The sequence below is a fragment of the Caballeronia sp. LZ003 genome (assembly GCF_031451465.1).
GTDB lineage: Bacteria > Pseudomonadota > Gammaproteobacteria > Burkholderiales > Burkholderiaceae > Caballeronia.
This window is the reverse complement of the sequence record NZ_JARUXJ010000004.1, coordinates 1,337,619-1,354,131: the sequence shown is the minus strand read 5'-3', so window position 1 is coordinate 1,354,131 and position 16,513 is coordinate 1,337,619. Positions and strand designations below refer to the sequence as shown.

At 61.4% G+C, this 16,513-nt stretch carries 15 protein-coding genes; 6 read left to right on the top strand and 9 right to left on the bottom strand.

Annotated features, from left to right (window positions below):
* Positions 1-3: 3 nt before the first annotated feature.
* Entirely contained in the window at positions 4-777 is a 774-nt protein-coding gene (locus QCE79_RS29980) for a molybdopterin-dependent oxidoreductase (protein ID WP_309850133.1), read from the top strand.
* Positions 778-821: 44 nt separating this feature from the next.
* Positions 822-1,433, top strand: a complete 612-nt coding sequence (locus QCE79_RS29975) for a hypothetical protein (RefSeq protein ID WP_244829095.1) — start codon at positions 822-824, stop codon at positions 1,431-1,433.
* Between the two features lie 46 nt (positions 1,434-1,479).
* On the opposite strand, the gene QCE79_RS29970 is transcribed toward QCE79_RS29975, so the two are convergent.
* The gene (locus tag QCE79_RS29970) at positions 1,480-1,896 is read right to left on the bottom strand and encodes a MarR family winged helix-turn-helix transcriptional regulator (RefSeq protein WP_244829096.1); all 417 of its coding nucleotides are present in this window, start codon (positions 1,894-1,896) and stop codon (positions 1,480-1,482) included.
* Positions 1,897-2,026: 130 nt separating this feature from the next.
* On the opposite strand from QCE79_RS29970, the gene QCE79_RS29965 reads away from it, so the two are divergent.
* Both QCE79_RS29965 and QCE79_RS29960 read left to right on the top strand, forming a co-directional pair.
* Complete coding sequence (locus QCE79_RS29965) at positions 2,027-3,478, top strand: NAD-dependent succinate-semialdehyde dehydrogenase (protein ID WP_250493082.1); 1,452 nt, start codon at positions 2,027-2,029, stop codon at positions 3,476-3,478.
* A gap of 51 nt (positions 3,479-3,529) precedes the next feature.
* Positions 3,530-4,336 carry a DUF1932 domain-containing protein gene (locus tag QCE79_RS29960; RefSeq protein WP_309850129.1) on the top strand — a complete coding sequence of 269 codons (807 nt, stop codon included), beginning with the start codon at positions 3,530-3,532 and terminating at the stop codon, positions 4,334-4,336.
* On the opposite strand, the gene QCE79_RS29955 is transcribed toward QCE79_RS29960, so the two are convergent.
* A complete protein-coding gene (locus tag QCE79_RS29955; protein WP_250466470.1) occupies positions 4,333-5,751 on the bottom strand; it encodes a PLP-dependent aminotransferase family protein in 1,419 nt (472 codons plus the stop codon). The genes QCE79_RS29960 and QCE79_RS29955 overlap by 4 nt on opposite strands.
* A 318-nt stretch (positions 5,752-6,069) precedes the next feature.
* Between QCE79_RS29955 and QCE79_RS29950 the strand changes: the two genes are divergently transcribed.
* On the top strand, positions 6,070-6,396 hold the full coding sequence (locus QCE79_RS29950) for a DUF2917 domain-containing protein (RefSeq protein ID WP_250493085.1): 327 nt from the start codon (positions 6,070-6,072) through the stop codon (positions 6,394-6,396).
* A gap of 84 nt (positions 6,397-6,480) precedes the next feature.
* On the opposite strand, the gene acnA is transcribed toward QCE79_RS29950, so the two are convergent.
* From acnA to QCE79_RS29920, 6 genes are all read right to left on the bottom strand, one after another.
* Positions 6,481-9,198, bottom strand: a complete 2,718-nt coding sequence (acnA, locus tag QCE79_RS29945) for an aconitate hydratase AcnA (RefSeq protein WP_244829101.1) — start codon at positions 9,196-9,198, stop codon at positions 6,481-6,483.
* A gap of 105 nt (positions 9,199-9,303) precedes the next feature.
* Positions 9,304-10,755 (bottom strand): bifunctional 2-methylcitrate dehydratase/aconitate hydratase, encoded by a 1,452-nt coding sequence (locus QCE79_RS29940; RefSeq protein ID WP_244829102.1) that lies wholly within the window; start codon positions 10,753-10,755, stop codon positions 9,304-9,306.
* Positions 10,756-10,784: 29 nt separating this feature from the next.
* Positions 10,785-11,294 (bottom strand): hypothetical protein, encoded by a 510-nt coding sequence (locus tag QCE79_RS29935; protein WP_244829743.1) that lies wholly within the window; start codon positions 11,292-11,294, stop codon positions 10,785-10,787.
* Between the two features lie 85 nt (positions 11,295-11,379).
* A complete protein-coding gene (gene prpC / locus QCE79_RS29930; protein WP_309850123.1) occupies positions 11,380-12,555 on the bottom strand; it encodes a 2-methylcitrate synthase in 1,176 nt (391 codons plus the stop codon).
* A gap of 94 nt (positions 12,556-12,649) precedes the next feature.
* Positions 12,650-13,660: a CoA ester lyase gene (locus tag QCE79_RS29925; RefSeq protein WP_244829104.1), complete on the bottom strand. Its 1,011-nt coding sequence runs from the start codon at positions 13,658-13,660 to the stop codon at positions 12,650-12,652.
* A 182-nt stretch (positions 13,661-13,842) separates the two neighbouring features.
* Complete coding sequence (locus QCE79_RS29920; protein WP_250493087.1) at positions 13,843-14,829, bottom strand: malate dehydrogenase; 987 nt, start codon at positions 14,827-14,829, stop codon at positions 13,843-13,845.
* A 613-nt stretch (positions 14,830-15,442) separates the two neighbouring features.
* On the opposite strand from QCE79_RS29920, the gene QCE79_RS29915 reads away from it, so the two are divergent.
* Positions 15,443-16,234, top strand: coding sequence for a GntR family transcriptional regulator (locus QCE79_RS29915; RefSeq protein WP_244829106.1), 792 nt, complete (start codon positions 15,443-15,445; stop codon positions 16,232-16,234).
* Here the strand turns inward: QCE79_RS29915 and QCE79_RS29910 are convergent.
* On the bottom strand, positions 16,216-16,513 hold a 298-nt coding region (locus QCE79_RS29910; protein WP_309850118.1), incomplete at its 5' end, for a hypothetical protein. The genes QCE79_RS29915 and QCE79_RS29910 overlap by 19 nt on opposite strands.

Genomic DNA, 16,513 nt, shown 5'->3' with positions numbered 1-16,513 from the left:
TTCATGTCGCTCAAGCTTTTTAAAACACGAACGGACGCCGAACTTATCGTTAAAGATGCGGCGAAGGAATTAAAAGCCCCCGCGCGCCGTTTATTCGGCAAGCGCATTCTTTCGCTCGGCGGTCTCGCGATGCTGTCCGGCTGCAACATCACCGACGACAAATCCGTCAACGTGATGCTGCGCAAGATCTCGTCCTTCAACGACGACATGCAGGCGTTGCTCTTCGATCCCAAGCAACTCGCGCCGACTTATCCCGATTCGATGATTACGCGTCCGTTTCCCTTCAACGCGTTCTACGACATCGACGAAGTGCCCGAAGTGGACGCTTCGAGCTACAAGCTGCAGGTCGGCGGCCTGGTCAAAGGCAAGCGTATCTGGACGCTCGATGAGCTTCATGCCATGCCGCAAGAGAGCCAGGTGACACGGCACATTTGCATTGAAGGATGGAGCGCCATAGGCAAGTGGGGTGGCGTGCGCTTCGCGAATTTTCTGCTGCATGCAGGCGCGGATACGACCGCGAAATACGTGGCCTTTCACTGTGCGGACAATTACTCGACGAGCATCGACATGCCGACCGCGCTGCATGCACAAACCTTGCTCACGCTCAGCTACGACGGTCAGACCTTGCCGCCCAAATACGGTTTTCCGATGAAGCTGCGCATGCCGACCAAGCTCGGCTACAAGAATCCGAAGCATATCGTCGCGATCACCGTGACCAACGATTACCCCGGCGGCTACTGGGAGAACCAGGGCTATAACTGGTTCGGCGGTTCCTGAAGAAGTCTCTTCGCTTGACCCTTATCGATACCAAAGGAGAATCCATGTCGATTCGCATGAAACTCGGCGTCAGCATCGCGGCGCTCGCACTCACGAGCGCGGCCTTCGCGCAGACGCCCGCTGCCAAACCCACGCGTATTCGCGGCGATATCGTGTCCCTGTCCGGCGACACGATGACGGTGCATCGGCGTAGCGGCGACACGGTCAAGGTCGCGGTGAAGGCCGACACGCCAGTCACGGCGCTCAAGAACATCAAGCTCGAAGACATCAAGCCGGGGCAGTTCGTCGGCACGGCCGCGACCACGGGCACCGACGGCAAGATGACCGCAACCGAGGTGCTGGTGTTTCCGGAAGCGGCACGCGGCACGGGTGAAGGCCACTACGCGTGGGACCTCGGCCCGCAAAGCTCGATGACCAACGCGAACGTCGATCAGGTCGTGCAAGGCACGAGCGGACGCGATCTCAAGCTGTCGTACAAGGGCGGCTCGAACGCTGTCACCGTGCCGCCGAACGTGCCGGTCGTGACCTTCGCGCCCGCTTCGCATGACGACCTGAAGCCTGGCAAGAAGGTGTTCGTCGTGGCGAGTCCGGCAGGTGGCGACTTTGCCGCGCAGCGTATCGTCGTGGAAAAGGACGGCGTCGCTCCGCCGATGTAAGCTTCGATGTAACGTAAGACCCGCGCCCGCTTCAGAGCGGGCGTTTTCATTCCAGACTCGCGCGCACGTCTCTCACGTTCGACACCGTCTCGTCGAAGTGCGCGGACCCGAGTTTGCGCCTCATGCGCTTCGTGACCTCCGAGCTCATCGAGCCAATGCGCTTCATCAGCGCAGGCGCCGCGGCTGTCGGATGAATCGATGCCTCGCGTCCATCCCTGTCGGTCGACCAGCGTTCGACCAAGCCGAGCTTTTGCAAGCCGTCCAGCGTGCGCGTGGCCGTGGGTCGCGAAATGGCGAGCGCATCGGCAAGCTCGCCCTGCAGCAAGCCGGGATGCTCAACGATCGCGCGCAGCATGAAGCCTTGTGACGGCGTAAGGCCGAACGGCTTGAACGCTTTCGTCCACTCGCGCTCCAATGTGCGTGCAAGCGCCGTGGTGTTGAAGTAAAGGCATTGGTCGAACATGCGGCTTTCCTTTGAATCGAATTGATTTGCTCTGCAACTATCCGCGTGTCGTCGACGGACGGGGCAGCAGATTTTACGGGCTCGGGTTAACATCGTCGTTTGCCGCGAACCACTCGTCAGGAGAACATGCATGAGCAATACGCGTTCCGACCTTCCGTCATATCCGAACACACAACTTTTTATCGATGGCGAATGGCGCGCCGGCTCGCGCGACACCGCCGTGATCAATCCCGCGAGCGAAGCGGAAATCGGCCGTCTCGCGCTTGCGGGCATCGACGAACTCTCGCTTGCCGCCGATGCCGCCGCGCGCGGCTTCAAGGAATGGCGCAAGGTTTCGCCGTACGAGCGCAGCAAGCTGATGCGTCGCGCCGCGCAGAACATCCGCGACCGCGCGGAGCAGATCGCCGCCATCATGTCGATGGAGCAGGGCAAGCCGCTCGGGGAAGCGCGCATCGAGACGCTGTCGGCTGCGGACATCATCGAATGGTTTGCCGAAGAAGGGCGCCGCACGTATGGCCGCGTGATTCCGTCCCGTTCGGACGCGGTGCGCCAGATCGTGACGCGCGAGCCCGTCGGTCCGGTGGCCGCGTTCACGCCGTGGAACTTCCCGATCAATCAGGCGGTGCGCAAGGTGTCGGCGGCGCTTGCCTCGGGCTGCTCGGTCGTGTTGAAGGGACCGGAGGAAACGCCCGCGAGTTGCGCGGCGCTCGTGCAGGCTTATGCCGATGCGGGTTTGCCCAAGGGCGTGCTGAATCTCGTGTTCGGCGTGCCGGCGGATGTATCGAAATATTTGATCGCGCATCCGGCCATCCGCAAGATTTCGTTCACGGGTTCCACGCCGGTGGGCAAGCTGCTCGCATCGCTGGCGGGCGAGCATATGAAGCGCGTGACCATGGAGCTCGGCGGACATGCGCCCGCTATCGTCTTCAAGGACGCGGACGTGCCGCGCGCGGCGAAGATGCTGGCATCGGCCAAGTTCCGCAACGCCGGTCAGGTGTGTATCTCGCCTACGCGCTTTCTCGTCGAAGAAGCGGCGTATGAAGAGTTTGTGCATCACTTCGTCGCGACGGCGAGCGCGGTGAAGGTCGGCAACGGTCTCGACGACGGCGTGCAAATGGGCCCGCTCGCCAACGGCCGCCGTCTCGAAGCCATGGAACGCCTCGTCGCCGATGCCCGCGAGCACGGCGCAAAGGTGCTGACGGGTGGCGAACGCGTGGGCCGCGAAGGTTACTTCTTCGCGCCGACCGTGCTGGTGGACGTGCCCATGAACGCGCGCATCATGACCGAAGAGCCGTTCGGCCCGATTGCGCCTATCGCCTCGTTCAAGTCGTACGACGAAGTCATCGCCGAAGCGAATCGCTTGCCTTACGGTCTCGCCGCTTATGCGTACACGAGTTCGGCGGCGACCGCGGCGGCGGTATCGGACGATATCGAAAGCGGCATGCTGTCGATCAACCACCACGGGCTTGCCTTGCCTGAAACGCCGTTCGGCGGTGTGAAGGATTCGGGCTACGGTTCGGAAGGCGGCAGCGAGGCGATGGAAGCGTATCTCGTCACCAAGTTCGTGACCGAGCATCGTTGATGGAAACGCGCGGGCGTTATCACGACGCTCGCGCATCGACAGGAGAAGCAGGTGACGCGAACGGTCGTGGGTTTGCTCGGCGCGGGCAGCATGGGCGCGGCTGTCGGCCACAGGCTGACGCAGAAGGGCGCGCGTGTCTTGACGATACTCGAAGGGCGCAGCGAGGCCAGCATCGCTCGCGCGCGCGAGGCGGGGATCGAAGACGCAAGTCCCGACCGCTTCGCCGAGTGCGATTTCATTCTATCGATCGTGCCGCCCGCGGTGGCGGTCGAATCGGCGCACCGTCTGGCGCCCGTGCTTGCGCGGGCCGCCCGTAAGCCTCTCTACGTCGATTGCAACGCGGTCAGTCCGGCGACGGTCAAGCGCGTGGCAGGAGCGCTCGACGTTCCGTTCGTCGATGGCGCGATCATCGGTTTGCCATCCGCGCCAAAGTTCTATGTGTCGGGACCGCAAGCGCACCGTACGCTCGCACTCGCCGATGCGGGCCTCAACGTACACGTGCTCGATGGTCCTGTCGGCGCGGCTTCGGCGCTCAAGATGTCGTATGCGGGAATCACGAAGGGATTGACCGCGATCGGCGCGGCCATGTCGCTCGCCGCGCTTCGCAATGGCGCGGGCGATGCGCTCTTCGACGAGTTATCGGCGAGTCAGCCCGAGCTCGCCAAATGGCTTGCGAATAGCGTGCCGCGCATGCCGCCCAAGGCGTATCGATGGGTCGCGGAGATGGAAGAGATCGCGGGCTTTATCGGCGACGAACATGCCGAGCATCGCATCTATGAAGGCGCGGCCGGTCTCTACGAACGCCTGGCCCAGGACAAGGACGCCACCGACGCGCTCAAGCAGTTCTTCGAGCGTTAAGCCCTGGCCGTCTGCGTCATGTGTTCGAAAAAGCGTGCGGCGCGCCGGTCGCCTGCGTATGCCGAATTGATGCGCACCCACGCGCACGTCTCGCCGTTCGGCCGATAGTAATTCCCCGGCGCCAGCGTCACGCCGAACTTCAGCGCTTCACTCACGAGCTTCGTCGAGTCTTCGATACCCGGCACCTTCGCCCAGACGAAATTGCCGCCGCTCGGTTGATCGAATACGTCCCAGCCGTAGCTCTCCAACTGCTGCACCGCGCTCGAAAGCGAATCGCGCACGCGCTTGCGCAGCCGTTCGAGATACTTCCTGTACGTGCCGCGTTCCAGCAGACTTGCCGCAACGCTCTCTGCGAAGCGCGTGCCGCCGAGGCTCGTCAGGACTTTCACATCGACGAGATTCTTCACGAGCTCGCGATTGGCCGCGAGATAGCCGATTCTCAGCGACGACGACAGCGTCTTCGACAAGCCGCCCACATAAATCACGCGGTCGAACTGATCGAGCGATGCGAGCCGTTGCGTCGGCACGGTCTGAAAATCCGCATAAATGTCGTCTTCCACGATAGTGAAGCCGTGCTGCGTCGCAAGTTGCAGCAGCCTGAAAGCGATTTGCGGCGCGATGTTGGTCGCCGTCGGGTTCTGAAACACGGTGTTCACGAAGAACAATTTGGGCGTGTGCTGCTTCAGAAGCGCTTCGGCCATCTCGACATCCGGCCCGTTGGCCAGACGCGGCACGCCGACGAGCCGCACGCCTTGCAGCTTCAGCAAGCCAAACAGATTGTAGTAGCCGGGATCTTCGACGAATACCGTATCGCCGGGCTTGAGCATGTAGCGCACGACGAGATCGAGCGCCTGACTCGCGCCGCTCGTGATCATCACATTGGGCAAATCCGCGTTGATGCCGAGCGTGTTGAGGCGCATTTGGATCTGCTGGCGCAGGTTCGTGTCGCCGTGCGGAATGGCGTAATCGATCACGCTTGCGATGTCCGCGCGCGACGCCTGCCGCACCGCCTGCGTGAGGCCATCGACATCGCGCCATGCCTCGGGAATGAAGCCGCTCGACAGCTTGAGCGTCTCGCCGGGATAGTTGAACTGCGCGAGGATCTGGCTCGACTCCTCTTCCGCGAGACGCGGGTCGCAATTGCCAGCGTCGCGCGCGTGTTCGTCTACGTGATTCGCCACGTAAAAGCCCGAACCGTGACGCGGCTGGATCAGCCCGCGCGACGCAAGACGGTCGTACGCTTCGATCACCGGAAAGCGGCTGATGCTCTGTTCGGTCGCAAGTTGCCGGATCGACGGCAGTTTCGCGCCCGCCAGCACGCGGCGCGACCGGATCATGGTTTCGATCTGGCTGACGATCTGCTCGGTCAGCGGCACGCCCGTGGCGCCATCGATATTTAGCGGAAGTGCGTTCATCGTTTTAAGTGTTCGGTCGAACAGAGTGAACAGTTGCGATCAAGTGTTTGCGGAGTGATTTGAAGTATTCGAACGCATCCGAAAATCGCCGTCAACTAGGCTAAACGGCCATCCACACTGTTCTGCCCGAATACCGACAAAATTGTTCAACTCGAAGTGTTCGGTGTTTCTGGCTATACAGTTCCTGTGTAACTGTACGCAAGTGTTCATTCTAGATGTTCGGCACTGGCCGAATAATACGCTTAACGGCTGCGACACGCTTTTACATTCGCAGCATCCATCAAGCGATCAGGCGATCGAGCGACAGGGAGCGGCATCATGCGTGAAATCAGGACTTTTGAACTCGACGGGCGCGATGCGCCGACTAGCTGGTTTATCGACCGGCCGCAAACGCTGCGCGCTACGCGTGGCCAGATCTGGCTGACCATCGAGGGCGACGCCGGCGATTTTTGGCTCGATGCGGGCGAGTGCGTCGAACTTCAGCCGTTCTCGACGATATGGGTAAGCGGCGCGCGGGACGAAAGCGCTTTTTCGCTGGCGTCGGTTTCCACGCCGACGACCACATCGAGGCGCTTGATCGACGCAGCCCGCGCGTGGCTCGCGCGCCGCACGGCGCCTTCCGGTGCGGCGATCTCGAAGGCATAGGCGAAAAAAAACCCGGCCGAGGCCGGGTCCAATGTTCCCGCGCTCTTTCGAGCGCGGTCACCTGCAAAGCTACAGACTACTCGCTTACGCCGCCAGCAGCGAGCGCAACACGAACGGCAGAATGCCGCCGTGCTTGTAGTAGTCGACTTCGATCGGCGTGTCGATACGCAGCAGCACCTGCACGCGATCTTCCTTGCCGTCCTTCCGATGGATCACGAGCGTCACTTCTTGCTGCGGCTTGAAGTCGTCGCCCAGACCTTCGATATCGTACGTCTCTTCGCCCGTGATGCCGAGCGTCTGCACGCTGTCCGTACCCTTGAACTGCAGCGGCAACACACCCATGCCGACCAGGTTCGAACGATGGATACGCTCGAAGCTGCGCGCCACCACGGCCTTCACGCCGAGCAGTTGCGTGCCTTTCGCCGCCCAGTCGCGCGACGAACCCGTGCCGTATTCCTCGCCCGCGAAGATCACGGTCTGCGTGTTGTCGCCGATGTACTTCATCGCGGCGTCGTAGATGGACAACTGTTCGCCGCTCGGTTGATGGATCGTCAGGCCACCTTCCACGCGCGTGCCATCTTCCTTCAGCGGAATCATCAGGTTCTTGATACGCACATTGGCGAAAGTGCCGCGCATCATCACGTCGTGGTTGCCGCGACGCGAGCCGTAGCTGTTGAAGTCGGCCTTCTGCACGCCGTTCGCCTTCAGCCACACGCCCGCCGGCGACGTTTCCTTGATTGAACCTGCCGGGCTGATGTGGTCGGTCGTGACCGAGTCGCCGAAGATGCCGAGCGCGCGTGCGCCCTTCACGGCGGGAATCGAGTCGGCCGGGGTCATCGAGAAGTCGTGGCCGAAGAACGGCGGCTCCGCGATATACGTCGACTTCGGCCAGTCATAGACCTGACCGGTTTCGCCCGCGATCTTGCTCCACAGGTCGCCATCCTTCGTAAGCTGCGAGTAGTTCTCGCGGAAGGCTTCGGCGTTGAGCGCGTACTTGAGCAGCGAATGCACTTCCTCGCTCGTCGGCCAGATGTCGCCGAGATACACGTCGTGCCCGTCCTTGCCCTTGCCGACCGGCTCGGTCATGAGGTCGCGCGTGATGTTGCCCGCGATGGCATAAGCGACCACCAGCGGCGGCGAAGCCAGGAAGTTGGCGCGGATGTTCGGGTGAATACGCGCTTCGAAGTTGCGGTTGCCCGACAGGACGGCGGCCGCGACGATATCGTTCTTCACGATGGCGTCGTTCAGCTCCGGCGTCAGGTCGCCCGCATTGCCGATACACGTCGTGCAACCGTAAGCGGCGAGCGTAAAGCCGAGCTTGTCGAGATACTGCAGGAGATCGGTCTTCGTCAGATATTCGGTGACGATACGCGATCCCGGTGCCAGCGACGTCTTGATATGTGGCGCCACCGTCAAACCGGCCTCGACCGCTTTCTTGGCCAGCAGACCGGCGGCCAGCAGCACGCTCGGGTTCGACGTGTTCGTGCACGACGTGATCGCGGCGATCAGCACGTCGCCGTTCTTCACGTCGACGCCATCGGCGGTCTTGTAGTCGGCGGTCAGATCGGCGGGCTTCTTGGCAAAGCCGTTTTCGCCGACAGGCTTCGAGAAGAGGTCGGTGAACGTGCTCTTCACATTGCCGATTTCGATACGGTCTTGCGGGCGCTTCGGACCCGCCAGCGACGGCGCGACGGTGGACAGATCCAGCGTCAGCGTCTTCGTGAAGTCGATGTCGCCGGCCTTCGGCACGCCCCACAGCTTCTGCGCCCTGAAGTAGTTTTCGAAGGCGGAGATTTCGGCGTCGGTACGGCCCGTGCCCTTGAAGTAGTCGATGGTTTTTTCATCGACCGGGAAGAAGCCCATGGTGGCGCCGTATTCCGGCGCCATGTTGCCGATGGTCGCGCGGTCCGGCACCGCGATGGAAGCCGTGCCTTCGCCGAAGAACTCGACGAACTTGCCGACGACCTTCTCCTTGCGCAGCATTTCCGTGATGGTCAAGACGAGGTCGGTTGCCGTGCAGCCTTCGCGCAGCTTGCCCTTCAACTCGACGCCGACGACATCCGGCGTGAGGAAATACACCGGCTGGCCGAGCATGCCCGCTTCCGCTTCGATGCCGCCCACGCCCCAGCCCACCACGCCGATGCCGTTGATCATCGTCGTGTGGCTGTCGGTGCCGACGAGCGTGTCCGGGTAGTAGACCGTGTCGTTGCCTTCGGTCTTCTTGTGCACGCCGCGTGCGAGATACTCCAGATTCACCTGGTGGACGATACCCACGCCCGGCGGCACGACCTTGAACGTGTCGAACGCCTGCATGCCCCACTTCATGAACTGGTAGCGCTCGTTATTGCGCTGAAACTCCAGCTTCATGTTCAGGTCGAGCGCGTTCGGCTCGCGGAAGTGATCGATCTGCACCGAGTGATCGACGACGAGATCCACCGGCACGAGCGGCTCGATTGCCTTCGGGTCCTTGCCCGCGCGTTCGGCCACACCGCGCATGGCGGCGATGTCGGCGAGCAGGGGCACGCCGGTGAAATCCTGCAGCACGACGCGCGCGACGACGAACGGGATTTCATCGACGCGGGCCGCAGTCGGTTTCCAGTTCACGAGTTGCTCGATGTGCTCTTCGGAAATCTTCTTGCCGTCGTAATTGCGCAGCACGGATTCGAGCACCAGCCGGATAGACACCGGCAGACGTTCGATCTTGACCTTCAGGGCTTCGCCGAGTTGCGGCAGCGAGTAGAACTTGCCTTTGCCGGAACCACTGTCGAATTCCTTGAGCGTATTGTGAAGATTGTGGGCCATGGTTATTTTCCTTGGGCTGATCTGGGTTTGATGCAACGTTTCCTGAATCTGAAACCGGGTCGTGCCTGGTTTGACGCGCCGGCACGCGCGCACCGGCTCCAGGCGCTAGATCACATACAAATCGACGTATTCATTGACCGGCATGGCTTCGAGCTTTGCCTGATCGAGCGATACCGCGAGGATCGCCTGTTGCTGTTTTTGCGGGAACCGGCGCGCGAGATTGGTCTTGAACTTCTCGACGAGCAGCGGAATGCCGTCCTCGCGGCGGCGCTTGTGACCGATCGGATATTCCACCGCGATTTCATCGAGCTTCGAACCGTCCGTGAACTCGACGGTGAGCGCGTTCGCAATCGAGCGCTTCTCAGGGTCGTGGTAGTCGGTCGTGTATTGCGGGTCTTCCACGCATTCCATCTTCGCGCGCAAGGTGTCGATGCGCGGATCCTGCGCGATCGAATCTTCGTAATCGGCGGCGGTGAGACGGCCGTGGATGAGCGGCACGGCGATCATGTACTGAATGCAGTGATCGCGGTCGGCCGGATTGTTGAGCGGTCCCTTCTTGTCGATGATGCGGATAGCCGCTTCGTGCGTGCGAATGGTGATCTTCGCGATATCTTCGACACTCTTGCCCGCTTCCTTCAGCTTGCCGTGCAGCGTCATGGCGGCTTCGACGGCGGTTTGCGAATGGAATTCGGCCGGGAACGAAATCTTGAAGAGCACGTTCTCCATGACATACGAGCCGTACGGGCGTTGGAACTTGAAGTCGTTGCCCTTGAAGAGCACGTCGTAGAAGCCCCAGGTCTTCGTGGTCAAGACCGACGGATAGCCCATTTCGCCGGTCTTCGCGATCAGCGCGAGACGCACGGCGCGCGAGGTCGCGTCGCCCGCGGCCCACGACTTGCGCGAACCCGTGTTCGGCGCATGGCGATATGTACGCAGCGAATGACCATCGACGAAAGCGAGCGACACCGCGTTGATGAGTTCGTCGCGCGAGAGGCCGATCAACTGACCGACGACCGCCGTGGACGCGAGCTTGACCAGCAGCACGTGATCGAGCCCGACCTTGTTGAACGAGTTTTCCAGCGCGATACAGCCTTGAATTTCGTGCGCCTTGACCATGGCGATCAGCACGTCTTTCATGGCAAGCGGCTTCTTGCCGGTGGCGATTGCGTTACGTGACAGCCAGTCGGCGGTGGCGAGAATGCCGCCCAGGTTGTCCGACGGATGGCCCCATTCGGCGGCGAGCCATGTGTCGTTGAAGTCGAGCCAGCGGATCATGGCGCCGATGTTGAAGGCGGCCTGGACCGGGTCGAGCTGAAACTGGGTGCCAGGCACCTTCGCGCCGTTGGGGACGATCGTGCCGGGCACGATCGGTCCCATCAGCTTGGTGCAGGCAGGGTACGAGAGGGCTTCGAGTCCGCAGCCGAGGGTGTCGATCAGGCAGTTGCGCGCGGTTTCCAGCGCAAGCGTGCTCTCGACGCGATAGTTGAGAACGTAGTCGACTATGTCGACGAGTACCTGATCCGGCTCTGGCCGGACGTTCGAGATCGGTGCGGACATCGAGGATTCCTGTTTGATTGCAGACTTTGTTATTCGGCCTTCTTGAACAACGCTTCCGACTGCGTGGGAGCGGTTGCGCCCGCAGCCATTTCGGCGGTCATGCACTCGTCGGCCAGGCGCGACGAATCCTTGTCGGAGAACAGCATTGCCTTCGACGGGATCACGACGAGATCCATGCCCGTTGCCGCATCGTGGAAACGATCGGCGCCGGTCGTGGTGTCCTGACGGGGCAGCTTGTAGTCCTTCTTGGCCCAATTCACGGTGACGATGGTGTCACGCTTCATGTCGCCTTTCAGATAGAAAGACGCGCCTTCCTTACAGGTCCACTTGACGGCGCCTTCGGGAATCGGGTCGGTCTTCGCTGCCGCGGCCGCTTCGGCCTTGGGTGAGCGCTTGATGAGTCGACGTGCCGGAGCCGGGCGTTTGGCCTTTGCCGCCTTCGAGTCCGTGGTGGTCGTCGCGGCGAAGGCGTCGGCACTGACGAACACGCTGGTGGTAGCCAGTGTGCCGACGATTGCAGCGATCAGGAGTTTATTCATCGAAAAACCTTTCAAAACATGGAGGTTGGTAACGGTTGCCGCGCGGAGTGAATTTCGTCCTCGCGAAATTCGATCGCGCAGTCCGCTATTTTCGCTTATTTAGTGGCGTGAACTTCAAATTATCGGGACCCGTGTAGTTCGCACTCGGCCGGATGATTTTGTTGTCGATGCGTTGCTCGATGATGTGCGCGCTCCATCCCGCCGTGCGCGAGATGACGAAGAGCGGCGTGAACATGGCCGTGGGCACGCCCATCATGTGATACGAAACCGCGCTGAACCAGTCGAGGTTGGGGAACATTTTCTTTGCGTCGGCCATCACGGATTCGAGCCGTTCGGCGATGCTGAAGAGCTTGTTGTCGCCCGCTTCCTTCGAGAGCTTCTTCGCGACTTCCTTGATGACCTTGTTACGCGGATCGGAGATGGTATAGACCGGATGACCGAAGCCGATCACCACTTCCTTCTTCTCGACGCGTGCGCGAATATCGGACTCGGCTTCGTCGGGCGTCTGATAGCGCGATTGAATTTCGAACGCGACTTCATTGGCGCCGCCATGTTTCGGGCCGCGCAATGCGCCAATGCCACCCACGATCGCCGAATACATGTCCGAGCCCGTGCCCGCGATCACGCGAGTCGTGAACGTGGATGCGTTGAACTCATGTTCAGCGTAAAGATTGAGCGATACGTGCATGGCTTCGACCCACGATTTCGAGGGCTCCACGCCATGCAGCAAATGCAGAAAGTGTCCGCCGATGGAGTCGTCGTCAGTTTCGACTTCGATGCGCTTGCCGTTGTGCGAGTAGTGATACCAGTAGAGCAGCATCGAACCGAGCGAGGCCATCAGCTTGTCGGCGATATCCTTCGCGCCGGGAACGTTGTGATCGTCCTTTTCGGGCAGGATGGTGCCGAGCATGGATACGCCGGTGCGCATGACGTCCATGGGGTGCGCGGACGCCGGAATCCATTCGAGCGCGGCCTTGAGGTTTGCGGGCAAGCCGCGCAAAGCCTTGAGTTTTGTCTTGTACGCCTTCAACTCGGCGACGTTCGGCAGCTTGTCATGCACGAGCAGATACGCGATCTCCTCGAACTCGCTGGTGGTCGCGACATCGAGAATGTCGTAGCCGCGATAGTGCAGGTCGTTGCCGGTCTTGCCGACTGTGCACAACGCGGTGTTGCCAGCGGTCACGCCCGAAAGCGCGACGGATTTTTTTGGCTTGAATGCGCCCGCTGCGGCGGGTGCGTCGGTCGATACGGTATCGCTCATTGCTTCAAGTCTCCTTTCAACGCTCAGGGCGTGCGTTACTTCTTCTTGAAACGCGCGCTGCGTAACCGCTCGCGCGCGTGCTGCAAATGTTCTGTCATGCCTTGCCGCCTTGCGCCGGCGTGGCGAAGAGCGACGCGTAATCGCTTGGCATTGCCTGGCCGGTGGCCTCGGCGCGCCGCAGCACCGACCAGTAATAGCGATAGCTCGCGCGATCGTGCAAGGTATCGCGGTGACGCGTTGGGCCCCACTGTGCGCGTTGTGCGCCAAGCAGTATCTCGGCGGCGAGCGCGATTTCATCGGCACGTGGCGAGAAGGCTTCGACGACAGGCCGTATCTGCTCCGGATGAATGCTCCACATGCGCGTATAGCCGAACTCGTTGCGCGCGCGCCCGGCGTCGTTCGCCACGATGCCCATGTCGCGCACTTCCGTCGATACGTTGTGGGACGGCACCTTGCCGTGTGCATGACACGCCGCCGCGATTTCCAGCTTCGCGCGCCGCACGAGCGGATGTTCAAACTGGCCGGGCGAGCGCATGGCGGTATCTGGAATGGCGCCGTTGTGCGCCGAAACGAAGTCCATCAGACCGAAGCTCAGCGATTCGACGCCAGGCAGCGCCGCGAGCTCGAAGGCTTCGCGAAGCGCGCCATGTGTTTCGATCAACAGATGACAAGGCACCGGTTTCTCGATGCCGAACTCGCAACGCGATGCCTCGACGAAAGCCACCATCTCGGCGGCGTCGAAGACGCTGCGGATTTTCGGCAGCATGACGAAGGCAGGCGCTTTCCTCGCGTGACGCAGGATGATGCGCACGTCGTCGCGCCACGCGCGGTGATTGAAGTCGTGAATGCGCACGCCCACGCGCCCGAAGCGGTCTTCCTCGCCGCCGACGAACGACGCGACGAGTTCCGCATGCTCCGCCTCGCGGCCTACTTCCGCACCGTCCTCGCAATCGAGCGTGATGTCGAAGACCGGCCCGAGTTGCGCCTGCAACGCGAGCGACTTCTTCATCAGCTTTTCGCTGCCCGCGTAGTGATCGCAGGGCGGCAGGACAGCAGGCTGCGGGTCGCCGTCAAACAGCACTTCGGCGGGGGTGAGAGCGCGCATCGTCGGCGTCGGGTCCAATTGGGGGAAAAGGATGTCGATCTTGCTCAATGCTTCTGATTCGGCCGCGCTCGGGCTTCTTCCGTGAAAGCACGGCAAGCTCCAAACGCGTTCGAATCAGGCGCGATGCATCGGATGCATTCGCGCCAGCGGGAAGCCTCCCGGCTTCCCCGCGATACTTAAAATTACTTGCCCAGCAAATGCGCCACGCCGTCGCGCTCTTCTAGCAGTTCGTTCAGCGTGCCGTCCATTTTTTCGCGCGAGAACGCGTCGATTTCCAGACCTTCGACGCGTTTGTACTCGCCGTTTTCGCACGTGACCGGCACGCCGTAGATGATGTCTTCCGGAATGCCGTACGAGCCGTCCGACGGAATGCCCATGGTGACCCACTTGCCATTGGTGCCGAGCACCCAGTCGCGCACGTGGTCGATTGCAGCGTTAGCCGCCGATGCCGCCGACGACAGACCGCGCGCTTCGATGATCGCCGCACCGCGCTTGCCGACCGTCGGGATGAACGTGTTGCGGTTCCATTCGTCGTCGTTGATGAGCTTCGTCAGATCGTCGCCCGCCGCGGTGGCGAAGCGGAAGTCGGGGTACATGGTCGGCGAGTGGTTGCCCCACACAGCCAGTTTTTCGATCGATGCGACCGGCTTGCCCGACTTGGCCGCCAGTTGCGACAGCGCGCGGTTGTGGTCCAGGCGCAGCATGGCGGTGAAGTTCTTCTTCGGCAGATCCGGCGCCGACTTCATCGCGATATAGGCGTTCGTGTTGGCCGGGTTGCCGACCACGAGAACCTTGACGTCGCGGCTTGCGACTTCGTTGAGCGCCTTGCCCTGAACCGTGAAGATTTCGGCGTTGGCCGACAAGAGGTCCTTACGCTCCATGCCTTTCGAGCGCGGACGCGCACCGACCAGCAGCGCGACGTCGGCGTCCTTGAACGCGACTTTGGGGTCGTCCGTGACGACCACGCCTGCGAGCAGCGGGAACGCGCAGTCTTCCAGTTCCATCACGACGCCCTTGACTGCGCCTTGCGCTTGCGGCAAATCGAGCAACTGAAGAATCACGGGCTGGTCTTTGCCGAGCAGATCGCCATTGGCGATACGGAACAGCAGCGAGTAGCCGATTTGACCTGCGGCGCCGGTGACGGCAACGCGCTTTGCGGACTTAGCCATTGATAACTCTCCTGGACGGTGCGTGGAACGCTAGGGAAAGCGCCATTTTATGCGCGTTACGCAAAGCGTTGATGAAAGACATGCCTGTCATGCCGCCCGCGAAGCGGGGGAACGCCCGGCCGATGTCCTGCCGATGCGGCTTCGCGCCTGTATTGGCGCCAAGGCGAGCGGCGCACCGACGGGCGCGGCGTGACTGTCATGCCATGAATCTCTCATTCGAGCGAGTTGCTTGCGGGAGGTTTCTTGAAGGACGCGAAATTCGCTTGGGTCCTACGGCAACGCGCCCATACGAGACGGCGCTTGACGTTGCGAGGCGATAGGCAGGCAGCGGCGCGCGAATCGAGTGGTCGATCGGCGTAAGGCGAAAGCGAAAGGGCGTGCCTGGCGGTATGTCGCGCGGCCGAAGAACTGACGGCATCTGGCGAAAACCGCCAGGACAAACGCGCCGGTCAGCTCGGTTTCCGGTGTTACGACAACCCGCAAACCCTTGCTCGACAAGGAGTGTAGGGTTCGTCACAAACAAAGTCAACACTATCTTATGTCTTATATAAGACATAGGATTCTCAGGGAAAGCTCTGGACGCACGGCGCGGCTTTGTGTTGAAATGCGCGGCATGAATTCGAACCCGGCGAGCACGACGAACCCGAACGGCAGCGCGAGCGCGGCTGAGGCTGCCGCGAGTACGTCGTCGCCTACGTTCAGTCCGCTATATCAGCAAATCAAATCGCTCATCACGCAGGGGCTCGAAACGGGTGAATGGAAGCCCGGCGAAATCATCCCGAGCGAGGTCGAACTCGCCGCGCGCTATAAAGTCAGCCAGGGCACTGTCCGCAAGGCCATCGACGAACTCGCCGCCGACAATCTGCTCGTGCGCCGTCAAGGCAAGGGCACGTTTGTTGCGACGCACAATGAAGACCGCGTCCAGTTCCGCTTCCTGCGCTTGTTGCCCGACGACGGCGACGCTCATCCCCACGTCAGCCGCCTGCTCGAATGCAAGCGTCTGCGCGCGCCCGCCGAGATCGCGCGTCAACTCGATCTGAAACCGGCCGACCCTGTCGTTCTTATCAAGCGCCTGTTGCAGTTTGATGGCGTGACGACCGTTTTCGACGAAATCTGGCTGCCCGGCGCGGTCTTTCGCGGCCTGACCGCCGAGCGTCTCGCCGATTACAAGGGTCCGCTCTACGCAATGTTCGAGACGGAGTTTGGTACGCGCATGATTCGTGCGACAGAGAAGATCCGCGCCGTCGCCGCTGACCCAGCGGTCGCGCGCCTGCTCGATGTGAAACCGGACTTTCCGCTGCTGTCGGTCGAACGCGTCTCCTATACGTATGGCGACCGGCCGGTCGAAGTGCGGCGCGGCTGGTATGTCACGACCGGGTATTACTATCAGAACGACTTGAGTTGAGCGCCGAAAGCAGGCGGGAAATGCAGGGTGGCAAGCAGTGCGTAAGTTTCGCGCAAGCACGTAAGGGGTACTCTTTTCTTACACGCCTTAGAAGAGTGTTTTAGGCCGGTTTTCGCTGCAGCGCGGAATAAAAAGGCGCTAAAATCGCGGATTGGTGTAATAACAAGTTGGGGTCTAGCATGGCTGAAGCCGTAAAAAAACCAAGGCCCGAGTTCCGGAACATCGGGCTTGGTCAACTCGCGAAGTATCGCTTGCCGCTCGCGGGGAAGGTGTCCATCC